Annotated in this window: 20 protein-coding genes and 2 riboswitches; of the genes, 10 read left to right on the top strand and 10 right to left on the bottom strand. The window is 63.9% G+C overall.

Annotated elements, in window-relative coordinates:
* The coding region (locus VGG47_RS10835) for a M20/M25/M40 family metallo-hydrolase (RefSeq protein WP_331538352.1) at window positions 1-1,111 on the top strand (1,111 nt) is incomplete at its 5' end.
* Between the two features lie 21 nt (window positions 1,112-1,132).
* Entirely contained in the window at window positions 1,133-2,263 is a 1,131-nt protein-coding gene (locus VGG47_RS10830) for a serine hydrolase domain-containing protein (protein ID WP_331538350.1), read from the top strand.
* Between the two features lie 151 nt (window positions 2,264-2,414).
* On the opposite strand, the gene VGG47_RS10825 is transcribed toward VGG47_RS10830, so the two are convergent.
* The 3 genes from VGG47_RS10825 to VGG47_RS10815 are packed head-to-tail and all read right to left on the bottom strand — an operon-like array spanning window position 2,415 to window position 6,507.
* Window positions 2,415-3,836, bottom strand: a complete 1,422-nt coding sequence (locus VGG47_RS10825) for a TolC family protein (RefSeq protein ID WP_331538348.1) — start codon at window positions 3,834-3,836, stop codon at window positions 2,415-2,417.
* Window positions 3,833-5,419, bottom strand: a complete 1,587-nt coding sequence (locus VGG47_RS10820) for an MFS transporter (protein ID WP_331538346.1) — start codon at window positions 5,417-5,419, stop codon at window positions 3,833-3,835. Before VGG47_RS10820 ends, VGG47_RS10825 begins: the two co-directional genes overlap by 4 nt.
* Window positions 5,416-6,507 carry an HlyD family secretion protein gene (locus tag VGG47_RS10815; protein WP_331538344.1) on the bottom strand — a complete coding sequence of 364 codons (1,092 nt, stop codon included), beginning with the start codon at window positions 6,505-6,507 and terminating at the stop codon, window positions 5,416-5,418. Before VGG47_RS10815 ends, VGG47_RS10820 begins: the two co-directional genes overlap by 4 nt.
* A gap of 234 nt (window positions 6,508-6,741) precedes the next feature.
* Between VGG47_RS10815 and VGG47_RS10810 the strand changes: the two genes are divergently transcribed.
* Window positions 6,742-8,763, top strand: a complete 2,022-nt coding sequence (locus tag VGG47_RS10810) for a PQQ-binding-like beta-propeller repeat protein (protein WP_331538342.1) — start codon at window positions 6,742-6,744, stop codon at window positions 8,761-8,763.
* 189 nt (window positions 8,764-8,952) lie between these two features.
* Here the strand turns inward: VGG47_RS10810 and VGG47_RS10805 are convergent, their stop codons facing one another.
* On the bottom strand, window positions 8,953-9,489 hold the full coding sequence (locus VGG47_RS10805) for a Dps family protein (protein ID WP_331538340.1): 537 nt from the start codon (window positions 9,487-9,489) through the stop codon (window positions 8,953-8,955).
* A gap of 488 nt (window positions 9,490-9,977) precedes the next feature.
* On the opposite strand from VGG47_RS10805, the gene VGG47_RS10800 reads away from it, so the two are divergent.
* Window positions 9,978-10,802, top strand: a complete 825-nt coding sequence (locus tag VGG47_RS10800) for an alpha/beta fold hydrolase (protein ID WP_331538338.1) — start codon at window positions 9,978-9,980, stop codon at window positions 10,800-10,802.
* Window positions 10,803-10,853: 51 nt separating this feature from the next.
* On the opposite strand, the gene VGG47_RS10795 is transcribed toward VGG47_RS10800, so the two are convergent.
* The gene (locus tag VGG47_RS10795) at window positions 10,854-11,525 is read right to left on the bottom strand and encodes a peroxiredoxin-like family protein (RefSeq protein ID WP_331538336.1); all 672 of its coding nucleotides are present in this window, start codon (window positions 11,523-11,525) and stop codon (window positions 10,854-10,856) included.
* A 125-nt stretch (window positions 11,526-11,650) separates the two neighbouring features.
* On the opposite strand from VGG47_RS10795, the gene VGG47_RS10790 reads away from it, so the two are divergent.
* On the top strand, window positions 11,651-12,532 hold the full coding sequence (locus VGG47_RS10790) for a LysR family transcriptional regulator (RefSeq protein ID WP_331538334.1): 882 nt from the start codon (window positions 11,651-11,653) through the stop codon (window positions 12,530-12,532).
* A 133-nt stretch (window positions 12,533-12,665) separates the two neighbouring features.
* Here VGG47_RS10790 and VGG47_RS10785 read toward each other — a convergent pair whose 3' ends face one another.
* The 3 genes from VGG47_RS10785 to VGG47_RS10775 form a co-directional block, all read right to left on the bottom strand.
* On the bottom strand, window positions 12,666-13,088 hold the full coding sequence (locus VGG47_RS10785) for an organic hydroperoxide resistance protein (RefSeq protein ID WP_331538331.1): 423 nt from the start codon (window positions 13,086-13,088) through the stop codon (window positions 12,666-12,668).
* Between the two features lie 83 nt (window positions 13,089-13,171).
* A complete protein-coding gene (locus tag VGG47_RS10780; RefSeq protein WP_331538329.1) occupies window positions 13,172-14,374 on the bottom strand; it encodes a pyridoxal phosphate-dependent aminotransferase in 1,203 nt (400 codons plus the stop codon).
* A gap of 181 nt (window positions 14,375-14,555) precedes the next feature.
* Window positions 14,556-14,735 carry a DUF3309 family protein gene (locus VGG47_RS10775; RefSeq protein ID WP_331538327.1) on the bottom strand — a complete coding sequence of 60 codons (180 nt, stop codon included), beginning with the start codon at window positions 14,733-14,735 and terminating at the stop codon, window positions 14,556-14,558.
* A 193-nt stretch (window positions 14,736-14,928) separates the two neighbouring features.
* Between VGG47_RS10775 and lpdA the strand changes: the two genes are divergently transcribed.
* Window positions 14,929-16,320, top strand: a complete 1,392-nt coding sequence (lpdA, locus tag VGG47_RS10770; protein ID WP_331538325.1) for a dihydrolipoyl dehydrogenase — start codon at window positions 14,929-14,931, stop codon at window positions 16,318-16,320.
* A gap of 4 nt (window positions 16,321-16,324) precedes the next feature.
* Window positions 16,325-17,047, top strand: coding sequence for a pyridoxine 5'-phosphate synthase (locus tag VGG47_RS10765; RefSeq protein WP_331538323.1), 723 nt, complete (start codon window positions 16,325-16,327; stop codon window positions 17,045-17,047).
* A 145-nt stretch (window positions 17,048-17,192) separates the two neighbouring features.
* On the opposite strand, the gene VGG47_RS10760 is transcribed toward VGG47_RS10765, so the two are convergent.
* Both VGG47_RS10760 and VGG47_RS10755 read right to left on the bottom strand, forming a co-directional pair.
* A complete protein-coding gene (locus VGG47_RS10760) occupies window positions 17,193-17,510 on the bottom strand; it encodes a hypothetical protein (RefSeq protein ID WP_331538321.1) in 318 nt (105 codons plus the stop codon).
* Complete coding sequence (locus tag VGG47_RS10755) at window positions 17,507-18,439, bottom strand: DnaJ C-terminal domain-containing protein (RefSeq protein WP_331538319.1); 933 nt, start codon at window positions 18,437-18,439, stop codon at window positions 17,507-17,509. The genes VGG47_RS10760 and VGG47_RS10755 overlap by 4 nt, the downstream gene beginning before the upstream one ends.
* Window positions 18,440-18,683: 244 nt before the next feature.
* Window positions 18,684-18,777, top strand: a riboswitch (glycine riboswitch).
* A riboswitch (glycine riboswitch) is annotated at window positions 18,778-18,875 on the top strand. It begins immediately after the preceding riboswitch.
* A 45-nt stretch (window positions 18,876-18,920) separates the two neighbouring features.
* On the opposite strand from VGG47_RS10755, the gene gcvT reads away from it, so the two are divergent.
* The 3 genes from gcvT to gcvP are packed head-to-tail and all read left to right on the top strand — an operon-like array spanning window position 18,921 to window position 23,232.
* The gene (gene gcvT / locus VGG47_RS10750; RefSeq protein WP_331538317.1) at window positions 18,921-19,973 is read left to right on the top strand and encodes a glycine cleavage system aminomethyltransferase GcvT; all 1,053 of its coding nucleotides are present in this window, start codon (window positions 18,921-18,923) and stop codon (window positions 19,971-19,973) included.
* 11 nt (window positions 19,974-19,984) lie between these two features.
* A complete protein-coding gene (gcvH, locus tag VGG47_RS10745) occupies window positions 19,985-20,362 on the top strand; it encodes a glycine cleavage system protein GcvH (RefSeq protein WP_331538314.1) in 378 nt (125 codons plus the stop codon).
* A complete protein-coding gene (gene gcvP / locus VGG47_RS10740) occupies window positions 20,362-23,232 on the top strand; it encodes an aminomethyl-transferring glycine dehydrogenase (protein ID WP_331538312.1) in 2,871 nt (956 codons plus the stop codon). The genes gcvH and gcvP overlap by 1 nt, the downstream gene beginning before the upstream one ends.
* Window positions 23,233-23,259 lie beyond the last annotated feature (27 nt).

The following is a 23,259-nucleotide window of genomic DNA, read 5'->3' as shown; positions in this document are numbered from 1 at the left end:
CACCGTGCGCGGGCTGGACGAGCAGTGGCGGGACGGGCTTTCGCCCTGGGTGCTGAAGCCCGAGGGAGACCTCTGGTATGGCCGCGGCTCGGCCGACAATAAGGGCCAGCACGCGATTAACCTGATGGCGCTGGAGGCGGTCCTCGCACAGCGCCAGGGCCGGCTCGGCTATAACGTGAAAATGCTGCTGGAGATGAGCGAAGAGCGCGGCTCGCTGGGGTTGCGCGACTTCGTCGCCGCGCATGGTGATCTGTTGGCGGCCGATGTGCTGCTGGCCTCCGACGGGCCGCGCGTGGCGCCGGAAACGCCCACCATCGCCACCGGCACGCGCGGCACCTATAATTTTGACCTGGTGGTATCGCTGCGCCCAGGGGCTGTGCATTCCGGCCATTGGGGCGGGCTGATCGCTGACCCGGCGCTGATCCTGGCGCAGGCTTTGGCCAGCATCTGTGACCGCAAGGGGCGCATTCTGGTGCGCGACTGGCTACCGCCGGGCGGCGTGCCGGCGAGCGTCAAGCAGGCATTGCAAGACTGTGTGGTGGGCGGCGGCGGCGAGATCGAGCCCGACCCCGACTGGGGCGAGCCGGGACTGAGCGCGGCCGAAAAAATCTATGGCTGGAACAGCTTCATCGTGCTGGCCATGACCTCCGGCCGGCCGGAAAACCCGGTGAACGCCGTGGCCGGCGCGGCGCGGGCGCATTGCCAGATCCGCTACGTCGTCGATGTGCCGGCAGAAACCTTCGCGCCGGCGCTGCGCAAACATCTCGATGCCGCCGGCTTTCCGGAAGTGGCGATCGAGAACGCGGCGGTGGGGCGCCCGGCGAGCCGGACGGACCCGGCCAATCAATGGGTGCAGTTCGCCGCCGCCAGCATGGAAAAAAGCCTCGGGCGCAAGATCCAGGTGATCCCTAACGCCGCCGGCGGCCTGCCGGGCGATATATTCGTGGATCATCTGGGCGTGCCGCTGGTCTGGGTGCCGCACTCCTATAACGGCTGCAAACAGCACGGGCCGGACGAGCATCTGCTGGCGCCGATTGTCCGTGAAGGTTTCGCGGCTTTCGCCGGATTGTGGTGGGATCTCGGCGACGGCAACACGCCCGCTTCACGCTGATACGTTAGGGAAGGGGAGACGATGTCCGCAAACAATGACGTTCCTTCAAAGGATGCCTGGGTGAACCTGTCCGCCGCGGCGGCCGGGTTCGATACGGCGCGGCTGCAGGCGGCGATTGACTTCAGCGTTGCCAGCGAATGCACATGGCCGCGCTCGATGTATCTTTCGGACGGCCAGTATATCGGCACCGCGCATATCGGTGACCAAGCCGAGCACGCGGAAGTGCTGGGGCCGGTGGTTCCGCGCGGCGGGCCGAACGGGCTGGTGCTGCGGCACGGGAAGCTGGTGGCGGAATGGGGTGATACGCGCCATGCCGACATGACCTTCTCGGTGACCAAAAGCTATATCGGCATTCTCGCCGGCATCGCCGTGGCGGACGGGTTGATCGCGGATCTCGATGCGCCGGTGGGCCAGGACGTCGATACCGGCTGGTTCAAGGGCGCGCATAACGCGCGCATCACCTGGCGGCACTTGCTGCAGCAGACCAGCGAATGGCAAGGCACACTCTGGGGCAAGCCGGACTCCGCGGACCATAACCGTGTGGTCGGCGGCACGGCGAGCGGCGGCGAAAAGAAGGGCGCGCGGCGCGAATTGCAGGCGCCGGGCACGCATTACGAGTATAACGACGTGCGGGTGAATCTGCTCGCCGCGTGCCTGACCTATCGCTTTCGCCGTTCGTTGCCGGACGTTCTGAAAGAGCGGGTGATGGACCCGATCGGCGCGAGCGATGAGTGGCGATGGCACGCCTATCGCAATGCCTCTCTGGAACTGAACGGAAAATCGGTTCCTTGCGTGCCCGGCGGCGGGCATTGGGGCGGCGGCATGGTGATTTCGTCACGTGACCATGCACGCATGGGGTTGCTGATCTCCCGAGCTGGGTCTTGGGGCGGACGGCAGATCGTCGCCGCGGACTGGGTGGAGAAAATGCTCACACCCTCACCGGCTTTGGCGCAATACGGTTTCCTGTGGTGGTTGAACGGTGCCGGCGGAAAGCGCTACCCGAGTGCGACGGAGCGTAGTGTGTTCGCACAGGGTGCGGGGGCCAGCATCGTCTGGATCGAGCCCGATCTCGACCTGGTGGTGGTGACGCGCTGGATTGCCGGCGAGGCGGTCGACGGGTTTATCTCCCAGGTGCTTGCGGCGCTGCGTTAGCGTAAGCGCAGAAGAAGACTACTTTTTGTGAACAAAAAGTAGCAAAAAAACTTTATTATGCTGGGCTATGGGCGTTGTCGCCGACAACGCCCATAGCCCAGCATAGAAGAAGTTTTTGCGCCGCTTTTTTCAAAAAGCGGCTGCTTTCTGCTCACGTCTGCCACCCTCCGCCCAACGCCTTGAACACCGCGATCTGATCTTGAACCAGGGCTGCATCGGAGCCCGCGAGGGCGGCGTTGGCGTCGACGAGTGTTTGCTCTGAGGTGAGCAGATCCAGATTGCTGATCCGGCCGGCATTAAACTCGTCCTGCGCTAGTCCGAACGCTTCTTTGGCTTCTGCCATCGCCGTCGCGAGTGCGGCGTGGTGGTCCAGCTCCGCGTTATAGGTGGCGAGCGCCTGTTCCGTTTCCTTCAACGCCTGCAGCACCACCGAATTGAAGTTCGAGAGGGAAGCGGCGGCGTTGGCGTTGGCTTGTGCGAGCCGGGCGAGCGGTCCGCTCATATTGGGAAAGGTCCAACTGATCGAGGGACCGACTCCCCAGACCAGCCCGCTATTCGCGGTGAGGGTGCTGATCTGGGTGTTGGCGCCGCCGTAAAAGCCGCTCAAGGAGACCCTCGGAAACAGATCGGCGGTGGCGACGCCGATCTCGGCAAGCGCCGTGGCGAGCTTGCGGTCCGCCTCGCGGATATCGGGCCGGCGGCGCAGCAAAGCGGCACCATCGCCGACCGGCATCAGGGTCGCAAGCCGTGGCGGCGCGACACAGGAATCCACCGTTACGGGGGCGTTCGACGGCGTCGCGCCGAGCAGCGCGGTCAGCTCGAACAAGGCAGCCCGCCGCTGGCCTTCCAGCGGCGGAATGGTGGCGCGGACCTGAGCGACCAGAACCTGTGACCTGACCACGTCGAAGGTGGAGCCCGCCCCTGCGTCACGGCGTTGCTCAATAATCTTCTCTTGTTGCGTCACCAGTGCCAGCGACTGCCGCGCCACCGCGATTTCTTCGCCGAACGTGCAGATCTGCCCATAGGCCCGCGCGGTCTCGGCGGCGATCGTCACGCGCAGATCGTCTCGCGCCGCCTCGACCGCCTCGCGATTATCCCGTGCCGCTTCGATCGAGCGCCGGACATGGCCGAACAGATCCAGCTCGTAGGACATATCGAACAGCGAATCGAACAGCCATGTGGTTTGCGGCTTGCGGCCCGTGAGTTCCAGTATCTCGTTAAAGGTTGGGTCACGGCCATAAACGCCGGCCAGTTCCACTTGGGTTTGCGGGTAAAACAGGTTCGAGCGGGCGCCCTCCAGGATTGCGCGGGCGGAGGCAAGATTCGCTTCCGCCGTTTTGAGGTCCTCATTGGCCGTGAAGGCGCGCGCGATGAGGCTGTTCAGAACCGGATCGTCGTATAGTTTCCACCAGGCGTTCGGAGGCGCCGCAGTCGTGGACGCGGAAGATTGCACCGCGACGAAAGGCGCTGCAGCACCCGGCGGCGGTGTCGGTGGCTTGTAGTCGGGTCCCGCCGCGCAACCGGCGAGCCAGGCCAGGGTGGCGAGGGACGTTGCGCCTTGCGTCAGCCTCATCCCGGTTTCTTTCGTGAAAAGAACGGTATGTGTGACGCTGGCGTGCGCGGCGGTGCGGGCAGGACAAGCAAAAGCATGAAGAGTCCGAACACCGCAAAAGCCGCGACCGCGACGAAGCAGTCGATCGTCGCCTGGGTGGTCGCCATCGTCCGCACCAGATTGCCGAGGATCACCGGTGCCGCCTGCGGCTGATGGCTGCTGCGGGCAAGCACCCGCCCATAGATCGCAAGCCGCTGTTGCACGTCCTGGCTGCCGATCTGCAAATGCAGACCGATGAGATTGGAAGCGCGCTGCTCACGAATCCGCGACATGGTCGTAATGAACGACGTGCCCGCCTCGCCGCCAAAGAGCCGGGCAATCTGCAGCATCGCCCCGAAGGACAAGGCGTCCTGCGGCTTGAGGTTCAGTACGCCGGTGAAAACGATCCCGGACAGGGCAAAGCTTTGCCCGACCGCCTGCATCAGCTGCGAGGGCAGAAACTGATCCGATCCCCAGGACGGGGTCAGCGTGTAGGCGACCGCCATGCAGGCCAGGCCGACCAGACAGAGGCCCAGTGAGGCGGTGATGCGTGGGTCGGAGCGCCGCAGCATGAAGGCGGCGAGGGGGCAGATGATCAGCTGCGGGGCGGCGATCCAGATCAGCGTATCGCCGACCTGCAGCGCCCGGAAACCGCGTACGCCGCCCAGATAATAGGGGATCAGATAGGAGGTTGAGAGGATCGTCAGGCGCAGGATGGCAATCATCAAAAGCAGAAGGGGCAACGGCCATGCCGTCGCGACTTTGAAATCCAGCCACGCATCAGGCGTTGTGCGTCCATGGACCACGAAGGAGACAATCATGATGATCCCGGCGAGGGTTAAACCCCAGATCAGTCCGGAACTCCCCCAGTCGAGCCGGTTGCCCTGGTCGAGCGCCGCATAGATCAGCGCCAGCCCGAGCCCGCATGACATCAGGCCATAGCCGTCCGTGTGGATCCGTGGCGGTGGCGGCAGCGAGCGCACGCCCCAGAACAGGCAGGCGGCCATGCCGAGTGCGAGCGGCACGTTCTGCCAGAAAATCCAGTGCCAGGTGAGGTTGTCGACATACCAGCCTTCGACCGATGCCGAGATGTTGAGTGACAGCTCCAGGTTCAGCGCATAGAGCGCAACGCCATAGGCCCATAGCCGCGGCGGCATGTTGCGCAAGATGAAGCTCAGCGTCAGGGGAATGAAACAACCCGAGCCGAGCCCGGCGAGAAACTGCAGCGCCAGAAATGTCGTGAGGTTTTGCGAAAACGGCAGCAGAAAGGACGCGAAGGCAAATTCGAGCGCGGCCACGATGAGAATCCGGCGCGGCCCGTAGATGCTGCCGATCCACACCGCGATCGGCGTGATCAGCATCTGCGCCACGGTGAACGCGGTGGTGATCCAGGCGCCCTCATCGAACCCGGCATGGAGGGCGCCGCGGACATCGGTGAGCCCGAAGGTCGAGAGCCGGCCGGTCAGCGTGGACATGAACGTACCGAGCAGCACGGCGGTGAGGCCCAGCCACGGAATGGCCTGTTCGCCCGGCGGGGCGGGCGGTGGTGCGACAATTTCGCTCATGGTCGCTGCCGGTAGTTCGCCGTGTCGATCGTGGGGATGGCGGACATGCCGGAGCGCAGCCGGCCACCGAGCCCGTCCGGATCGTCGATGCTGATTTTAACAGCAATGCGCTGAACAATTTTGGTGAAGTTGCCGGTGGCGTTGTCCGGCGGCAGCAAGGCGAATTGCGCGCCCGATGCCGGCGAGATGGCAATGACATGGCCGTGCAGCGTATGCCCCGGAAACGTATCGACCGTAATCGAGGCCGGTTGGCCGATCCGTACACGGGTTAACTGAACTTCCTTGTAGTTAGCGAGCACCCAGATCAGCGGTAATTCTGCAAGGGTCGTGACCTGGGTCCCCGGCGCCAGATATTGTCCGGGCAAGACCTGTCTCAGGCCGATGAACCCGTCGGTGGGGGCCACGATCTGCGTGTAGCCGAGATTGATCGCGGCGAGCCGCATGGCGGCCTGCGCCGCGGCCAAGGCGGCTATGGCCTGGTCGAGTTGCGACGCCAGCAGGTCGATCTGCCGCGCCACCGCATCAGCCTGGGCGCGGTTCTGGGCAAGCTGCGCGGTCAGCTGGGCCCGGGTCGTTTGCACCCGTTCCAGTTCTTCAACCGAGGACGAACCGGTGCTCAACAGCCTCTGCTGCCGCGCTACGTCGCGGCCGTTTTGTGCCAAGGTTGCGGTGGTGGACGCGACAACCGCCTGCGCCGCCCGGAGATTGGCCTCAAGGAGCGGGTGCTGCGCCTCTACCCCCGCGATCTTCGCTTTGGCGGAGGCGACATTGGCCACGGCCTGGGCAAGGGTCGCGCGGTAATTGTCATCGACGATCTGCACGATGAGCTGGCCGGCCTGCACCTGGGCGTAATCCTGCACCGGGACGGCGCGGACATAGCCCGCAACCTGGGCGCTGAGCGGTGTGAGGTTGGTCTGCAGATAGGCATCGTCGGTGGTCTGGTAGCGTGCTTCGCCCTCCCAGCGGTTCCATTGGGTGTAGCAGACGATGAGGACCACCGCCGCCAGCACGAAGCTCAGAGCCCGCCAAACGACTCCAGGAATTTTGGGAGCTCGCCACTTGCGTGGCGGACCGTTTGGTGTTGCCATTTTGTGCCTGCCTGTGACGTCGTTTGCCGATCTGCCCGGCATCGTTGTGTGATACGATCCGGGAATCAGGTTGAAATTGCAACTAAACAATCAGGGATCGAGTAACGCTGGATCCGGACCGCTTCAATAAGCCGGCCTGTCTCGCGAGGGCCGGCCCAAGTCTCGGGCAGGCGCAATTATGTTGAAAGGCCGGGAACCAGGAGGTATCGTTCGATCGACCTGTTGGAGGCACCGATGGCTCGCCACGTGAATCCAAATAGCCGCGCGAATCCAAATACAAAGGGAGGAAGCGGAGGGCGGCTCGGCCGCTCTTGCACCCGCTTCGTTCTGATTGCCGTTTTCGCGCTGGGCTGTGCTGTCGCGAGTAGTCCGGCATGGGCCCAGGGCGATGTCAGCGCCGGGCAGAAAGTTTTCAATACCGAGTGCGCGGTGTGTCACTCCAATGTCGCCGGTGGCTCGGGCTTTGGCCCCTCGCTCGCCGGCGTCGTCGGGCGCAAGGCGGGTTCGCTTCCGGGGTTCGACTATAGCAGCGCGCTCAAGAGTTCCGGCCTGGTGTGGAACGACGCCACGCTTAGCCAATTCCTGACCGGCCCTGCTCAGATGGTTCCTGGCACGACCATGGAGGCGACGGTTCCTTCCACGGTGGAACGCGCCAATCTCATCGCCTATCTCGCGACCTTGAAAGGCGCCGCAGCCAGTACGGCCTCTGCCGCTGCGCCGGTGCCGGAGGTCGTGGGGCCCAGCCAGACACAACTTGACGATGCGGCCAGCGACAGTCGGGATTGGCTTTACGCCACCCATGACTATGCCGGCACGCGTTTTGTCGATCTCAAGCACATCACGCCCGCGAATGCTGCCACGCTCCGGCCGGTCTGCCTGTACCGCGCCGATGAAGCGGCGCCGACCCAGACTGATCCGCTCGTTTATAAGGGGGTCATGTATCTGACGTTCGGCCCAACGACGGTGGCGATCGACGCCACCACCTGCCGCCAGGTCTGGGCCTATACCTGGCCATTGCAGGGCCCCATCATCTCACCGACCAATCGCGGCGTCGCCATCAAGGACGGCAAGCTCGTGCGAGGCGTCGCGGACGGCCACCTGATCGCCCTCGATCTGGCGAGTGGATCGCTCCTGTGGAGCCAGCAGATCGCGAGCGCCACCAACGGCCAGTACCTCAGCATGCCGGCGCTGATTTGGGGAGATATGGTGGTCTATGGGCCGGCCGGCGCGGATTACGGCGCGCAGAACTGGATCGGCGCGTTCAAGCTCGAGACTGGTGCGCCGCTGTGGCGTTTCTATCTCGTTCCCAAGCCGGGCCAGCCTGGGGCCAGCAGCTGGAAGGATCAGGCTGCCCTGCAGCATGGCGGCGGCAGCCTCTGGACGCCGCTCTCGCTCGACACCAAAGCCGGTGTCCTCTACGTGCCGGTCGGGAATCCAGCTCCCGATTTCTATGGCGCGGTGAGGCCAGGTGCGGATCTCTACACCGATTCCCTGCTCGCCCTCGATGTCCGAACCGGCAAGCTCCTGTGGTATCACCAGTTCGTCATGCACGACGAACACGACTCTGATCTCAGTCAGGTGAGTCCGTTGTTCGATCTGCAGGTTGGCGATGCCGATCGCCTCCTCATGGCGGTTGCCGGCAAGGACGGGCTGCTGCGCGTGGTCGACCGCACGACCCATAACGTGCTCTACGAAGTGCCGATCACGACGCACGAAAATGTCGACGCTGAGCCGACCGTCGATGGCGCGCATCGCTGCCCCGGTTTGCTGGGCGGCCTGGAGTGGAATGGTCCCGCCTTCGACCCGGTAAGCAAGCAGCTATTCGTCAGCGCGGTCGACTGGTGTGCGACATTCAAGAAGTTCCCGGCGCCGCCGGCCTACACGTCGGAACAGCATTATTACGGCGGTTCGGTCATACCCGATCCGCGCGATCAGGCGAAGGGGTGGCTCACGGCGTTCGATGCCGCAACCGGCAAGGTGAATTGGAAATACCAGGCACCGACACCGCTGGTCGCCGGCATCGTCGCGACTTCGGGCGGCGTCCTGTTCACCGGCGACCTTGACGACAACTTCCTGGTGATGAATTCCGCGACCGGCGACGTGTTATATCGCTTCAACACCGGTGGCAGCGTCGGTGGCGGCACCGTTTCGTACGAGCAGAACGGCAAGCAATATGTCGCCGTCACCTCGGGCGCGATATCGGCCTTCTTCGGCGGCAACGGCCCGCCGGCAGTGGTGGTTTTCTCGTTACCGTGACCCGAGGTAAGTGCAAGGGAAGACTATTTTTTGTGAACAAAAAGTAGCAAAAAAACTTCTATAATCTGGGCCATGGGCGTTGTCGGTGACAACGCCCAACGCCCATGGCCCAGAGGACCAAAAATTTTTGCGCCGCTTTTTTTAAAAAGCGGCTGCTTTCTTATACCCGATAAGCCGGTCTAGAGCGGCCTATTCGTTATGGCCAAAAGTGTCGCGGGTTGCTTCGAAGAGGAACCAGGTGCGCCGCTCGGTTTCATCGATCCAGGTTTCAAGCAGGCTCGCGGTGGCGACGTCGCCATATTCGTCGCAGACATTATGGACCTGCCGCAAGCTTGACGTCAGCTGCTTGTTGTCATCGCGTAATTCGGCCAGCATGTCCTGCGGTTCGACATAGTCCGCGTCGTTGTCGAGGATACGTTGCTGCTTGGAAATCTGGCCAATGGAGCGCAGTGTCGTGCCGCCAATTTTGCGCGCCCGTTCGGCAATCGGGTCCGTCATGGCAAAAATTTGCGTCGCGTGCTCGTCGAGCAGCAGATGGTAGTCTCTAAAGTGGCGGCCACTCATATGCCAGTGGAAATTTTTCGTCTTCATGTAAAGGGCAAAAGCGTCGGCCAGCAATCCACTCAAGGCAGCGGAAATATCTTTCGTGGCCTCCGCTGTTAAATCAGTTGGTGTACCAAGATATTCCCGCGTGTGCGTTTTGCCTGCGGATGTCGTCTTGCTCATGGTTGTGTCCCTTTTTGGTTTTATGGTCGTGTCCGAAGTTGACGGTATTGCGGCTCAATTAGATTTCAGTTTGACCGATAAAATCTTAAAGAAAAAACAAATCGATAATTGAGATCATTGCCGTATAAACGAGAGCAGGCTGCAACTCTTCAGGGTCGGAACAGAATTTTTAATTTCGTGCATTATATAAGGAAAATTCAATTCCAGGAGCTAACGTAGCGATAAACCGAATCGGCTTGAATTGCCATTGAGAGATCGTTAGGTTGAGATAATCCCGGTGTTTCGTGATCACTTGCTGTGCCTCACAAAATCCTGCCGCAGCTTTGGTCGCTCGTGACAGCGTTGCATGGGAATGTAACGCTGCGGCGCCTGACAATATCTCGTTTATCATAGCATTATAGGTCGACGTTCCGCACGTTTTCCATGCCGCGATCGACGTCGATCGACATCAGGGCTGTTCAGCTTCCCAACAGGAAAGGGTCGAGCTCATGTCTACGATCACCACCACGGATGGCACCGAAATCTTCTACAAGGACTGGGGCATGGGGCAGCCCATCGTGTTCAGCCATGGCTGGCCGCTCTCGGCGGACGATTGGGACACGCAGATGCTCTTCTTCCTCGCCCAGGGCTTCCGCGTGATCGCGCATGACCGGCGCGGCCATGGCCGCTCCACGCAGACCGGCAGCGGCCATGACATGGATCATTATGCCGACGACCTCGCGGCTCTGACCGCACATCTGGATCTGAAGGACGCGGTGCATGTCGGCCACTCCACGGGGGGCGGCGAAGTGGTGCACTATCTGGCGCGCCACGGCGAAAGCCGCGCGGCGAAAGCGGTGCTCATCAGCGCGGTGCCACCATTGATGGTGAAAACGGAGGCCAATCCGGGAGGCCTGCCCAAGGAGGTATTCGACGGGCTGCAGGCCCAACTCGCCGCCAGCCGCGCCCAGTTCTATTACGATGTGCCGTCCGGACCGTTCTATGGCTACAATCGGCCCGGCGCGAAGCCCGCGCCGGGCGTGATCTGGAATTGGTGGCGCCAAGGCATGATGGGCGGGGCCAAGGCGCATTATGACGGCATCGTCGCCTTCTCACAGACCGACTTCACCGAAGACCTGAAGAAGATCTCGGTGCCGGTGCTGGTGATGCATGGCGATGACGACCAGATCGTGCCCTATGCCGATTCCGGGCCACTCTCGGCGAAACTGGTAAAAAACGGCACCCTGAAAACCTATAAAGGCTTCCCGCACGGCATGCCGACGACCGAGGCGGCCACCATCAACGCCGACCTGCTGGCTTTCATCCAAGGCTAGAGCAACATCCGCCCCCCGCACCGGTACGGTACGGGGGACGTTCTGGTTGCATCAAGCTTTGACGAGGGCGCCGCGCAGCACCGGCAGCATCTCCTCCGGATCGGGGCGGCGCGTATAATCCGGGTTCACCTCGGCATAGAGGATGGTCCCGTCCTGCCCGATCACGAAACGCGCCGGCATCGGCAGCGTCCAACTCGGATCGCCGTTGAACGTCGGCAGGTCGTTCTTGAACCCCTTATACAGCTCGACCAGATAGTCCGGCAGTTCGAAGCGCAGGCCGAAGGCTGCGGCAACATCGTTGTGCGGGTCCGAGAGGATCGGGAAGCCGAGCCCGTTCTGGCGCACCGATTTGCGGCTGTTGGGCGCGTTCTGCGGGGAGATGGCAACCAGGCTGGCACCGAGATTTTGCACTGCGGGCAGCGCCGCCTGCAGCGCCTGCAGGTCCATGTTGCAATAGGGGCACCACACGCCCCGATAGAAGCTGAGCACCAATGGCCCCTTGGCCAACAAATCGGCTGAGGAGACGGCGTTGCCCTCGGGGTCGTTAAGGATGAAGGCGGGTGCCTTGTCGCCGGCTTTCAGCGCGCGGCCGGCGGCGCCGGAGGCGATCAGTTCAGCGGTGGCCCGGTGCATGGTCTCGATCACCGCGGGGCGAGTTTCGTAGGGCGGCTTGCCCGCCTCGAAATCGGCCTTGAAGGCGTCGAGTCTGTCCTGGAGTGACATGGGGAGGGTCCTTTTGCCTTGGGGGGCGAAACGGCCAATCCGCATCGCGATCAGAAACATGCCTCTTTGGTGCTGGACATGGCAGAAGGCTCAAGGCGATAATGCCAATTCCTGAAAGGAATGGCATGGACCGGCATCAGGCAATGGCGACCTTCGTGCGGGTGGTGGAAACCGGCTCTTTTTCCGCAGCCGCGCGCCAGCTGAATGTCGGCCAGCCGGCGATCTCCAAAACAATTGCTCAACTGGAGACCCGGCTGCAGGTGAGCCTGCTGATCCGCTCCACGCACGGCCTCAGCCCGACCGAGGCGGGCTTACGCTTCTACGAGCGCGCCCGCGCCGCGATTCAGGAGGCCGATGAAGCCGAAATCGCCGCGCGCGGCGCAGGCGCGGGGCTGACCGGCCGGCTGCGCGTCTCGGCGGCGACTACCTTCGCGCGCTTGCACATCATGCCGATCTTGCCGCGTTTTCTCGAGGCCCATCCCGAGCTCGACATCGAAATCATCCTCGACGATCGCGTGATCGACCTGGTTGCCGAAGGGGTGGATCTGTCGCTGCGCATGGGGGCGTTAGCTGACTCGTCGGCGGTGGCGCGCAAGCTGGCGACCGGAGGGCGATCAGTGTTCGCGACACCCGGCTATCTCGCAAAGGCTGGAGAACCGCACAGCCCGGCGGATCTCGCCGAACATGAGACGGTGGTCTACAGCCAAATGCCGAGCGTCTGGTCATTCATGCGCGATGGCGCGGCGGTGTCGGTTGCGGTGCACGGGCGCGTGCGGACAAGCGCTGCGGAAGGCCTGCGCGCCGCGGTGCTGGCCGATATCGGCCTGACCATCGCCTCGGACTGGATGTTCGCGCCTGAACTGGCGAGCGGCGCCGTGAGAAAACTACTGCAAGCTTGGACCTTGCCGCCGATCGACCTGTGGGTGGTGTTTCCCACCGGCCGCATGGCCAGCGCCAAGGCCAGGCAATTCGCCAGTTTTGTGGAGGAGGCGATGGCAGGGAAGTAGCCGCTTTTTAAAAAAAGCGGCGCAAAAATTTTTGGTCCGCTGGGCCATGGGCGTTGTCGCTGACAACGCCCATGGCCCAGCATAAAAAAGTTTTTTTGCTTCTTTTTGTTCACAAAAAGAAGCCTTCCTTGCCTCAGGCGACGGTGAGCTTCACGTCCACCGTCTTATGGATGGCGTTGGAATAGGGGCAGACGATATGCGCCTTCTGCACCAGATCTTCGAGAGCGGCTTTTTCCACGCCGGGTGCGGTGATCGTCAGCGCCGCGGTGATGCCGAATCCGGCGCCGTCATCGCGTGGGCCGATGCCGATCTCGGCCGACACTTTCGTTTCCGGCGGCAGCTGCACCTTCTCTTTGCCGGCGACGAATTTCATCGCGCCGAGGAAACAGGCGGAATAGCCGATGGAGAACATCTGCTCCGGATTGGTGCCCGGCCCGCCATCGCCGCCCAGTTCCTTGGGCGTGCTGAGCTGCACCGACAACCTTCCGTCATCGCTCGCACCTTGGCCGGTGCGGCCGCCGGTGGCGTGGCCGTGTGCGTAATATAAAGGCTTCATCTGTTCCTCCGTTGGTTGCGACTGACGGGCATGTGGCCCGTCAGTCGCAACAATCAACTGAGGTCATGCAAGTTATGCGAGGTTCAGCGCAGCCCGGCGCAGAAATCGGCGATTCGCGCGCAGGCGCGGGCCAGCACCGCCTCGGCGGTGGCGGTGGAGATGCGGATATGCGGGCTCATGGCGAAGGCCGAGCCCTGCACCACAGCCACGTGTGCCTCGTTCAGCAGCGCCATGGCGAAATCATCGTCGCTGAGGATTTTTGTTCCGCCCGGCGTGGTTTTGCCGATGCAGCCGGAAATATCCGGAAAGACATAGAACGCGCCGTCAGGAGTGTGACAGGACAGGCCCGGCGCCTCGCGCAGCCGCGCCACAACCAGATCGCGCCGTGCCTGGTACGCGGCGCGGCGTTCCTCCAAATAATCCTGCTTGCCTTCCAGCGCCGCCAGCGCCGCCGCCTGGCCTACCGAGGAGACGCCGGAGGTGGCGGTCGCCTGCGCCACGGTCATCGCCTTGATCAGCGCCGCCGGGCCGGCGCAGAAGCCGATGCGCCAGCCGGTCATGGCATAGGTTTTTGACACGCCGGTCATGGTCACGATGCGCTCGGCCAGATCCGGCGCCACCGCCGCCAGCGTCGCGTAGCGGAAATCGTCGAACAGCAGATGCTCATAAATATCGTCCGACAGCACCCAGATATCCGGATGGCGGCGCAGCACCTCGGCGATGGCGGAAAGGGCCGCTTCATCGCAGGCGGCGCCGGAAGGGTTGTTCGGGTAATTCAGCAGCAGCAGGCGGGTGCGCGGGGTGATGGCGGCTTCCAGCGCTTCCGGCCGGAGCACAAAATTCTGCTCCTGTGGACACGGGATGAACACGGTGCGGCCGCCGGCGAATTGCACGGTCTGTTCATAGCCGGCCCAGGCGGGGGCGGGGATGATCACCTCGTCGCCCTCGTCGATCACCGCCATGATGACATTGAAAATCGCCTGCTTGCCGCCATTGGTGACCAGGATGTTCTGCACCGGCACGTCGAGCTTCTGGTCGCGCAGGTATTTTTTCGCGATCGCGGCCTTGAGCGCCTCGGTGCCGGCGAGCGGCGGGTATTTGGTCTCGCCGCGCCGTGCCGCTTCGTAGGCGGCGTGGATCACATGGTCGGGGGTCGGAAAATCCGGCTCGCCGAGGGAGAGGGAAATGACGTCCTGTCCTGCGGCGCGCAGCGCGCGGGCGCGCGCGGCCATGGCGAAGGTGGCGGCAAGTTGGGTTCGGCCGATACGGGCGGAAAGGGGGGGCATGTTAGGAATAAGCCATGCCGGACCCGCTCAGGCAAGAAAGCGGCCGCTTTTTAAAAAAAGCGGCGCAAAAACTTTTGGCTATGCTGGGTCATGGGCGTTGTCACTGACAACGCCCATGACCCAGCATTAACAAAGTTTTTTTGCTACTTTTTGTTCACAAAAAGTAGTCTTCCGCTTCGCTTTAATAATGATAATAGCCCGGCCCCCCGAACCCGCCGAACAGCCAGACCACGATCAGCACGATAAGGATGACGCCGAGCAAGCCGCCGGAACCATAACCGCCGTAGGAGCGGTGTGCGTAATACCCGCCGCCGCCGCCAAAAATCAGGACCAGCAGCACGATGATCAGAATCAAGGTCATGGTTCTCTCCCCCCGGAAACTTCAATCTCATTCATTAACGTTGTGAACCGGATCGGCGGCGGAAAGGGCCAGGGCATTAAATCGTCGTTACGACCTGACCAGCTTTCAGGTGATTGCTGGGTTGAATTGCCTGATAGGGGGAGGGGGGGTATGACCTCCGCGCGTTCACAAACCTGCGAAGTGAGGAAAAGCAATGGCTGAGAATTTCGACGTTATCGTGATCGGCTCCGGGCCCGGAGGCTATGTCTGCGCCATTCGCGCGGCCCAACTGGGTCTGAAGGTCGCCTGCGTCGAAAAGCGGGCCACTTTGGGCGGTACCTGCCTGAACATCGGCTGCATCCCCTCTAAGGCGTTGCTGCAATCTTCCGAAAACTTCCACCAGATGTCGCATGACATGAAAGACCACGGCATCATGATCGGCGAGGTCAAGCTGGACCTGGCGCGGATGCAGGCCCGCAAGGGCGAGGTGGTCACGGCCAATACCAAGGGTGTGGAATTCCTGTTCAAGAAGAACAAGATCACCTGGATCAAGGGCGCCGCGGCCTTTACCGGCCCGAACACGATCGCGGTCGAAGGCAAGGATTACGCGGCGAAATCCATCGTCATCGCCACGGGCAGCGACTCCGTGCCGCTGAAGGGCGTGGAAGTCGACGAAAAGCGCATCGTCACCTCGACCGGCGCGCTGGAGCTGGACAAGGTTCCCGGCCACATGGTCGTCATCGGCGGCGGCGTGATCGGCCTGGAGCTGGGCAGCGTCTGGCGCCGTCTGGGCGCCGAGGTCACGGTCATCGAGTTCCTGGACCGTATCACCCCGGGCATGGACAACGAGGTTTCGACCGCGTTCCAGAAAGTGCTCGCCAAGCAGGGCTTCAAATTCATGCTCGGCCACAAGGTCACCGCGGCCGCTGTGTCCGACAAGGGCGTGACGCTCTCGGTCGAGCCCGCCAAAGGCGGCGAGGCGGAGCAGATTAAGGCGGACATCGTGCTGCTGTCGATCGGCCGTTATGCCTATACCGAGGGGCTGAACCTTGCGGCGGCGGGTGTTGAGACGGACGAGCGCGGCCGGGTGAAGACCGACGCGCATTTCGCCACCAACGTGCCCGGCGTGTACGCGATCGGCGACGTGATCGCCGGGCCGATGCTGGCACATAAGGCCGAGGATGAGGGCGTGGCAGTCGCCGAGCGCCTGGCCGGCCAGGCTGGGCATGTGAATTACGACGCCATCCCGAGCGTGGTTTACACCTGGCCGGAAGTCGCCGCGGTCGGCAAAACCGAGGAAGAGCTGAAGGCCGCCGGGGTGAGCTATGTGGTCGGCAAGTTCCCCTTCACCGCCAACGGCCGCGCCCGCGCCATGGGCGCCACCGACGGCTTCGTCAAAGTTCTCTCCGAGAAAGGCACGGACCGGCTGCTCGGCGCGCATATTCTCGGGCCCGACGCCGGCACGCTGATTGCCGAGCTCACCACCGCGATCGAGTTCGGCGCCTCAGCCGAGGATGTGGGGCGCATCTGCCATGCGCATCCGACTTTGAGCGAGGCCGTGAAGGAAGCCGCTCTGGCGGCGGACGGGCGGGCGCTGCATATCTGACGCCATGACTGAAACGATCAGATTAGGCGTCAACATCGACCACGTCGCGACCCTGCGCAACGCGCGCGGGGGCGTGCATCCTGACCCGCTGACCGTGGCCAAAGCGGCCGTGGCGGCGGGGGCGGACGGCATCACCATCCATTTGCGCGAGGATCGCCGGCATATCCGCGACGAGGATGCCGAGCGCATCCGCGCCTGGAACGGTGCGCCGGTGAACCTGGAAATGGCCGCGACCGACGAGATGACGGAGATCGCCTGTCGCCTGAAGCCGCATGCCGTGTGCATCGTGCCGGAGAAGCGTGAGGAGATCACCACCGAAGGCGGGCTCGACGTGGTGCGCCATCGCGCCACACTCACGCTTATCATCGCCCGGCTGAACGCGGCGGGGATCCGCGTCTCGCTGTTCATCGACCCGGAACCGGCGCAGGTGCGTGCGAGCGCCGAGGTTGGGGCCGCGGTGGTGGAGCTGCATACCGGCGCCTATGCCCATGACAAACCGGGCGAGCTGGAACATCTGGCGGCGGCGGCGCGGCTCACCGCAGAGCTCGGGCTGGAATGCCATGCCGGGCACGGACTGACCTTCGCCAATGTCGGCCCGGTCGCGGCCTTGAAGCAGGTGCGCGAACTGAACATCGGCCATTACCTGATCGGCGAAGCACTGCTCACCGGCCTGCCGGCCGCGATCCGGGAGATGCGCCGGCTGATGTTGCAGGCGCGAGTTAGGTAAAGGAAAGTAGCCGCTTTTTAAAAAAAGCGGCGCAAAAACTTTTGCGACTCTGGGCCTGGGGCTGTGTCGGCGACAACGCCCATGGCCCAGCAGAGCAAAGTTTTTTTGCTACTTTTTGTTCACAAAAAGTAGTGCTTTCTTCTCCTTAACCAAGCCGGCGCAAAATGGCCTGGCGGACCTCCACGGGCAGGTCCGCCAGCGCTGCGTTGAGTTTCGCGCCGTGCCGGCGCAGGTCGTAGAGCTGGTCCATCAGTGACAGCACCACCGGCAGCGCCTGTTCCTCGATGTCCAATTCGTGGCGCAGCTCGAAAATCAACCGGATGCGCGCGACGTCGATCTCCTCGAACAGCCGCGCGCCTTCCGCCCCCTCGGCGCGGACCAGGGCAGCGTCGATCCAGCGTTCCAGCTCGGCCTCGTCGAGGCCGCTGATCTCCAGGCGCAGCCGCTCGAGCGTGACCATCATTCTGCGTCTCCCATCCCGGCGCGGGGGTCGAAGCCGGGCTGCGTCCAGGTGCGGAGAAAGGTTTCCAGTTTTTCGTCCGCCGGGCCGATGACCACGCGCAGCTTCACGTAGAGGTCGCCGGCCGGCAGCTTGCCGTGTGCCGGCACGCCGCGGCCGCGCAGCCGCAATTCGGTGCCGATATCGGCATGGGGTTTCAGCGTCATGGCCACGGGCCCGCGCGGGGTCGGCACGTTCACCTTGGCGCCCAGCACCGCCTCGCTCAGGCTCACCGGCAGGTCCAGAAAGATATCCTGGCCCTCGCGGCGGTAGAAACGGTGCGGGGTGATATGGATCTCGATCAGCGCGTCGCCGGCTGGGCCGCCTTGGCGTCCGGGCTGGCCACGGCCGCGCAGGCGAAGCACGTCGTCTTGGGCGGTGCCGTGAGGGATTTTCACGTCCAGCGTCTGGCCGTCCGGCAGCGTGAGGCGGTTGGTGGTGCCGTTCACCGCGTCCAGGAACGAGGCCTGCAGCACGTAGCGCACATCCTGGCCGCGCGCCGGGCCGCCGGGGCCACCGCGCTGCTGGAAAATATTCGCGAACAGGTCCTCGAACCCCTCATCGGCGAAGCCACCGCCGCCGAATCCAGGGCCGGGGCCGGCATGGGCGTAACGCTCGCCGCGGCTGTTTTCGGCATAGTTGCGATAGGTGCGTGGCCGCTCGCGTTCGGCGCCGGAGGCGTCGATCTCGCCGCGGTCGTAGCGGGCGCGCTTTTCCGAGTCGGAGAGCAGCTCGTTGGCTGCGGTAACCTTCTTGAACGCCTCTTCCGCCGCCTTGTTGCCGGGGTTGAGGTCCGGATGGTGTTTCTTTGCCAGCCTGCGATAGGCGGCGCGGATATCTTCGGCGCTGGCGCTCTTGTCGACGCCGAGCGTCTTGTATGGATCGTCAGCCATGGACCTCACTTGGGTTTTGTCGCGCCCGGCAGCAGGGGCGGCGCGTCAACATAGGCTAGCTTCTTGGAGATAGGAAAGAAGCCTAGGCCATGGGCCTCGTCCCAGACAAAGCCGATAGCCCAGCATAACAAAGTTTTTTTGCTACTTTTTGTTCACAAAAAGTAGTCTTCTCTTTGCCTGATGCCTCCACGACCTGAAAATTAGCTTTGCAAAACTCGGCCCCTGCGTCACTATGCGGTGTCCTTATTCGGACGCAGGAGAGAGCGGGGGACTTTACCCGCCGCCGAAGGCGCAACCGGCCCCCGGAAACGCTCAGGCAAAAGGGCTGCGTTCGTAAGCGGGACACTCTGGAAAGCCGGCGAATCTCCGCCGCACCGACGGGGTCAAGGGCGTCACCGCGCCCGAATCTCTCAGGTCCCAAAACAGAGGGGGGTCAGTTGGCACGGCACTTGGCCGGGCGCTGATCTGTTTTGGGGGAAATGTGCTGAAATCACCTTTGGATAGCCTGCATAGGCGGCTCGGCGCGCGGATGGTCGCGTTCGCCGGCTATGAGATGCCGCTGCAATATAGTGGCATCATCGCCGAGCATACCGCCTGCCGCGAGGGCGCGGTGTTGTTCGACGTCTCGCATATGGGCCAGGCGGACGTTGCCGACGCGGTGGCGCTCGAGGCGGTCGTGACCGGCGATGTGCGCGGCTTGGCGCCGGGGCGGCAGCGCTACACGCTGCTGATGAACGAGACCGGCGGCATCGTCGACGATCTGATGGTCGCCAATCTCGGCGATCGTTTCCAGCTGGTGCTCAATGCCAGCCGCAAACACGATGACGTCGCGCATTTGCGCGCCCATGGCGTGAGCGTGACGCCGCAATTCGACCGCGCACTGCTGGCGCTGCAGGGGCCGCAGGCTGCCTCGCTTCTGCCCGAAGCGGCGGCGCTGAAATTCATGGACGCGGCCGGCGTCACCATCGAGGGCATTCCCTGCATCGTCAGCCGCTCCGGCTATACCGGGGAAGATGGGTTCGAGATCGGCTGTGCCGCGGCGCAGGCCGAGGCGCTGGCGGAGCTTTTGCTCCGTCGCGGGGCGGTGCCGGCGGGGCTGGGGGCGCGCGATTCGCTGCGGCTGGAGGCCGGGCTGTGCCTGTACGGCAACGAGATCGGCGCCGAGACCAACCCGATCGAAGCCAATCTCGCCTGGGCGATCGGCAAGCGTCGCAAGACCGATTGGGATTTTCTCGGTGCCGCCCAGGTGCGCGCGATGCAGGAGCAAGGGGCTAAGCAAAAGCTCGTCGGGATCAGGCTCGACGGCCGCGCCCCGGCCCGCGCCGGCGCGGCAATCCACAGCGCCGACGGCAGGCCGATCGGCCAGGTCACCTCCGGCGGTTTCGCGCCCAGCCTGAACGCGCCGATCGCCCTCGGTTACGTGCAGGCCGATTTCGCCGCCGCCGGCACCGCGCTCACCCTCATCGTGCGCGACAAGCCGCTCGCCGGCACGGTCGCGCCGCTGCCCTTCATTCCTCACCGCTACGCCCGTTGAAAGGACTCGTTATGTCGCAGACATATTTTACCAAGGACCATGAATGGGTGCGCCTCGAGGCCGACGGCCTCGTCACCGTCGGCATCACCGACCATGCGCAGAACGCGCTGGGTGACATCGTGTTCGTGGAACTGCCGGAGCCGGGGCGGTCCGTCGCCAAGGGCGAGGCCTGCGCGGTGGTGGAGAGCGTGAAAGCCGCCTCCGACCTGTACGCGCCGCTCACCGGCACCGTCGCTGAGCATAATCCCGCGATCATCGACGAGCCGGCGCTGGTGAACAGCGCGCCGGAAGCGGAGGGCTGGTTTTTCCGCCTGCGCCTGGCCGATCCCGCCGCGCTGAACACGCTGCTGGACCAGGACGCCTATCGCGAATTTTTGGAGAGTCTTTGATGCTTTGGCAGGATGAATTGAGCCGTCTGGAGGCGGCGGACGCGTTCGTGGCGCGCCATATCGGCCCGGACGAGGCCGAAATCGCGGCGATGCTGGGGGATGTGGGGGCTGCGAGCCTGGACGATCTGATGGCGCAGACCGTGCCGGAATCGATCCGCAGCAATGCCGCACTGGCGCTGCCGCCAGCGATCGACGAGGCCGCGATCCTGCGTGAAATGCGCGGCTTTGCCGCTCAGAACGTGGTGAAACATTCGCTGATCGGTTTGGGCTATCACGGCACCATCACGCCACCGGTGATCCTCCGCAACGTGCTGGAAAATCCCGGCTGGTACACGGCCTACACGCCGTATCAGGCGGAGATCGCGCAGGGGCGGCTGGAAGCCATCCTGAATTTCCAGACCGCGGTCTGCGACCTGACCGGCATGGCCATAGCCAATGCCTCGCTGCTGGACGAGGCGACCGCGGCGGCCGAGGCGGTCGCCATGGCGTATGGGCTGCACCGCCAGAAATCCACCACCATCGCGGTGGCGACGGACGTGCATCCCCAGACCCGCGCGGTGATCGCAACACGCGCCTGGCCGATGGGCTGGACCGTCGTGGACGTGGCGCCGGGGGATGTCGCGGCGATCGCGGCCGCCGGCGCCTTCGCGCTGGTGCTGAACTATCCCGGCAGCACCGGCGCGGTGCGCGACCTTGCCCCCGAGATCGCGGCCGCGCAGGCGGCGGGCGGGCTCGCGGTGGTATGCGCCGACCTGCTGGCGCTGACCCTGCTCACTCCACCCGGCGAGATGGGCGCGGATGTGGTGGTGGGCTCGGCGCAGCGTTTCGGCGTGCCGATGGGCTTTGGCGGTCCGCATGCCGGCTATTTCGCCACCAAGGATGAGTATAAGCGGCAGATGCCGGGGCGGCTGGTCGGCGTGTCGCAGGATGCGGCCGGGCGGCCGGCCATGCGCCTCGCCTTGCAGACCCGCGAGCAGCATATCCGCCGCGAAAAAGCGACGTCCAACATCTGCACCGCGCAGGTGCTGCTCGCCGTCATCGCCGGCTTCTATGCCGTCTGGCACGGGCCGGAAGGGCTGAAGCGGATCGCCCGGCGCGTCAATCTGCTGGCCAGGCTGCTGGGCGATGCGGCGCTGCACGCCGGGTTTGCGCTCCGCCATGACGCGTTCTTCGACACCATCGCCATCGAGGCCGGGCCGGGTTGCGAGGCGCTGATGCGCCGCGCGGTTGAAGCGGGGTTCAATTTCCGCCGCATCGATGAAACCGGAGTTGGCATCGCCGTGGACGAGACGGTGACGCGCGAAGATTTCGAAAAACTCCTCGGCGTGCTGGGCGGCAATCCCGTTGCGGCCGCCGCATCGATTCCGGCGAAGTTGCAGCGCCGCAGCGTGTTCTGCGCGGCGGCCGTGTTCAGCGCGCATCATTCCGAGCATACGATGCTGCGTTACCTGAAAAAACTCGAAGACAAGGACATCGCGCTCAACCGCTCGATGATCCCGCTCGGCTCCTGCACGATGAAGCTGAACGCCAGCGCCGAGATGGCGGCGATCACCTGGCCCGAATTCGCCAACGTCCATCCCTTTGCGCCGGACGACCAGACCGTGGGCTTCCGCAAGCTCATCGCCAGGCTGGCGGAATTTTTGCAGGCGGTGACCGGTTTTGCTGCTGTGTCGCTGCAACCCAATTCCGGCGCGCAAGGTGAGTTTGCCGGGTTGCTGGCGATCCGCGCCTATCACGAGGCACGCGGCGAGGGGGACCGAAAAATCTGCCTGATCCCGTCCTCGGCGCACGGCACCAACCCGGCCTCCGCCGCCATGGCGGGCTACAAGGTGGTGGTGGTGGGGTGCGACCGCCAGGGCAATGTCGACCTCTCCGATCTGCGGCACAAGATCGAGGCGCATCGGAGCCAGATCGCGGCGCTAATGATCACCTATCCGAGCACGCATGGCGTGTTCGAGCCCGGCATCCGCGACATCTGCCGCGCCGTGCACGAGGCCGGCGGCCAGGTCTATATGGACGGCGCCAATATGAACGCGCAGGTCGGGCTGACCTCGCCGGCGGCGATCGGCGCGGATGTGTGCCATCTCAACCTGCACAAGACTTTCTGCATCCCCCATGGCGGCGGCGGGCCGGGCGTGGGGCCGATCGGCGTGGCGGCGCATCTGCTGGCGCATCTGCCGAACCATCCGCTTTGCGCAGCGGCGGGGCCGGCGAGCGGCTTCGGCCCGGTCGCGGCGGCGCCGTTCGGCTCGGCGCTGATCCTGCCGATCCCCTACGCCTATATCCGCATGATGGGTGCTGCGGGCATCACCCATGCCACGAAAGTGGCGATCCTCAACGCCAATTACGTGGCGGCGAGGCTTCAGGGCCATTACCCAATCCTTTATCGCGGCGCGCAGGGCAGGGTGGCGCATGAATGCATCGTCGACTGCCGCGGTTTCGCCGCGACGACCGGCGTGCAGGTGGAGGACATCGCCAAGCGCCTCGCCGATTACGGCTTCCACGCGCCGACCATGTCCTGGCCGGTGGCGGGAACGCTGATGATCGAGCCGACCGAAAGCGAGGATCGCGCCGAGATCGACCGGTTCTGCGACGCCATGATCAGCATCGCCGGCGAGATCGCCAAGATCGCCGATCAGCGCTGGAGCCAGACCGACAACCCGCTGCGGAACGCGCCGCATACCGCCGCCGAAGTGATGGATACGGAATGGCGGCACGCTTATAGCCGCATGGAGGCGGCGTTCGCGCTACCTTTCGTGGCTGGAGCAAAGTATTGGCCGCCGGTCAAACGTGTGGACAACGTGTATGGCGACCGCAATCTGGTGTGCTCCTGCGCGCCGCTCGAAGCCTATGCGGAGGCCGCCGAATAATGGCGCAAAAAAGGCAGGAAACACCTG

This window comes from Acidocella sp. (genome assembly GCF_036489515.1).
Lineage (GTDB): Bacteria > Pseudomonadota > Alphaproteobacteria > Acetobacterales > Acetobacteraceae > Acidocella.
This window is presented reverse-complemented; position numbering and strand designations above follow the sequence as displayed.

Coding starts and splice junctions, on each gene's coding strand:
- gcvH (WP_331538314.1), top strand. CDS start 19,985: ATGTCGCAGACATATTTTACCAAGGACCATGAATGGGTGCGCCTCGAG.
- VGG47_RS10825 (WP_331538348.1), bottom strand. CDS start 3,836: ATGAGGCTGACGCAAGGCGCAACGTCCCTCGCCACCCTGGCCTGGCTC.
- VGG47_RS10800 (WP_331538338.1), top strand. CDS start 9,978: ATGTCTACGATCACCACCACGGATGGCACCGAAATCTTCTACAAGGAC.
- VGG47_RS10760 (WP_331538321.1), bottom strand. CDS start 17,510: ATGATGGTCACGCTCGAGCGGCTGCGCCTGGAGATCAGCGGCCTCGAC.
- VGG47_RS10805 (WP_331538340.1), bottom strand. CDS start 9,489: ATGAGCAAGACGACATCCGCAGGCAAAACGCACACGCGGGAATATCTT.
- VGG47_RS10830 (WP_331538350.1), top strand. CDS start 1,133: ATGTCCGCAAACAATGACGTTCCTTCAAAGGATGCCTGGGTGAACCTG.
- VGG47_RS10755 (WP_331538319.1), bottom strand. CDS start 18,439: ATGGCTGACGATCCATACAAGACGCTCGGCGTCGACAAGAGCGCCAGC.
- gcvP (WP_331538312.1), top strand. CDS start 20,362: ATGCTTTGGCAGGATGAATTGAGCCGTCTGGAGGCGGCGGACGCGTTC.
- VGG47_RS10820 (WP_331538346.1), bottom strand. CDS start 5,419: ATGAGCGAAATTGTCGCACCACCGCCCGCCCCGCCGGGCGAACAGGCC.
- VGG47_RS10775 (WP_331538327.1), bottom strand. CDS start 14,735: ATGACCTTGATTCTGATCATCGTGCTGCTGGTCCTGATTTTTGGCGGC.
- VGG47_RS10780 (WP_331538329.1), bottom strand. CDS start 14,374: ATGCCCCCCCTTTCCGCCCGTATCGGCCGAACCCAACTTGCCGCCACC.
- VGG47_RS10790 (WP_331538334.1), top strand. CDS start 11,651: ATGGACCGGCATCAGGCAATGGCGACCTTCGTGCGGGTGGTGGAAACC.
- VGG47_RS10795 (WP_331538336.1), bottom strand. CDS start 11,525: ATGTCACTCCAGGACAGACTCGACGCCTTCAAGGCCGATTTCGAGGCG.
- VGG47_RS10765 (WP_331538323.1), top strand. CDS start 16,325: ATGACTGAAACGATCAGATTAGGCGTCAACATCGACCACGTCGCGACC.
- VGG47_RS10785 (WP_331538331.1), bottom strand. CDS start 13,088: ATGAAGCCTTTATATTACGCACACGGCCACGCCACCGGCGGCCGCACC.
- VGG47_RS10815 (WP_331538344.1), bottom strand. CDS start 6,507: ATGGCAACACCAAACGGTCCGCCACGCAAGTGGCGAGCTCCCAAAATT.
- VGG47_RS10810 (WP_331538342.1), top strand. CDS start 6,742: ATGGCTCGCCACGTGAATCCAAATAGCCGCGCGAATCCAAATACAAAG.
- lpdA (WP_331538325.1), top strand. CDS start 14,929: ATGGCTGAGAATTTCGACGTTATCGTGATCGGCTCCGGGCCCGGAGGC.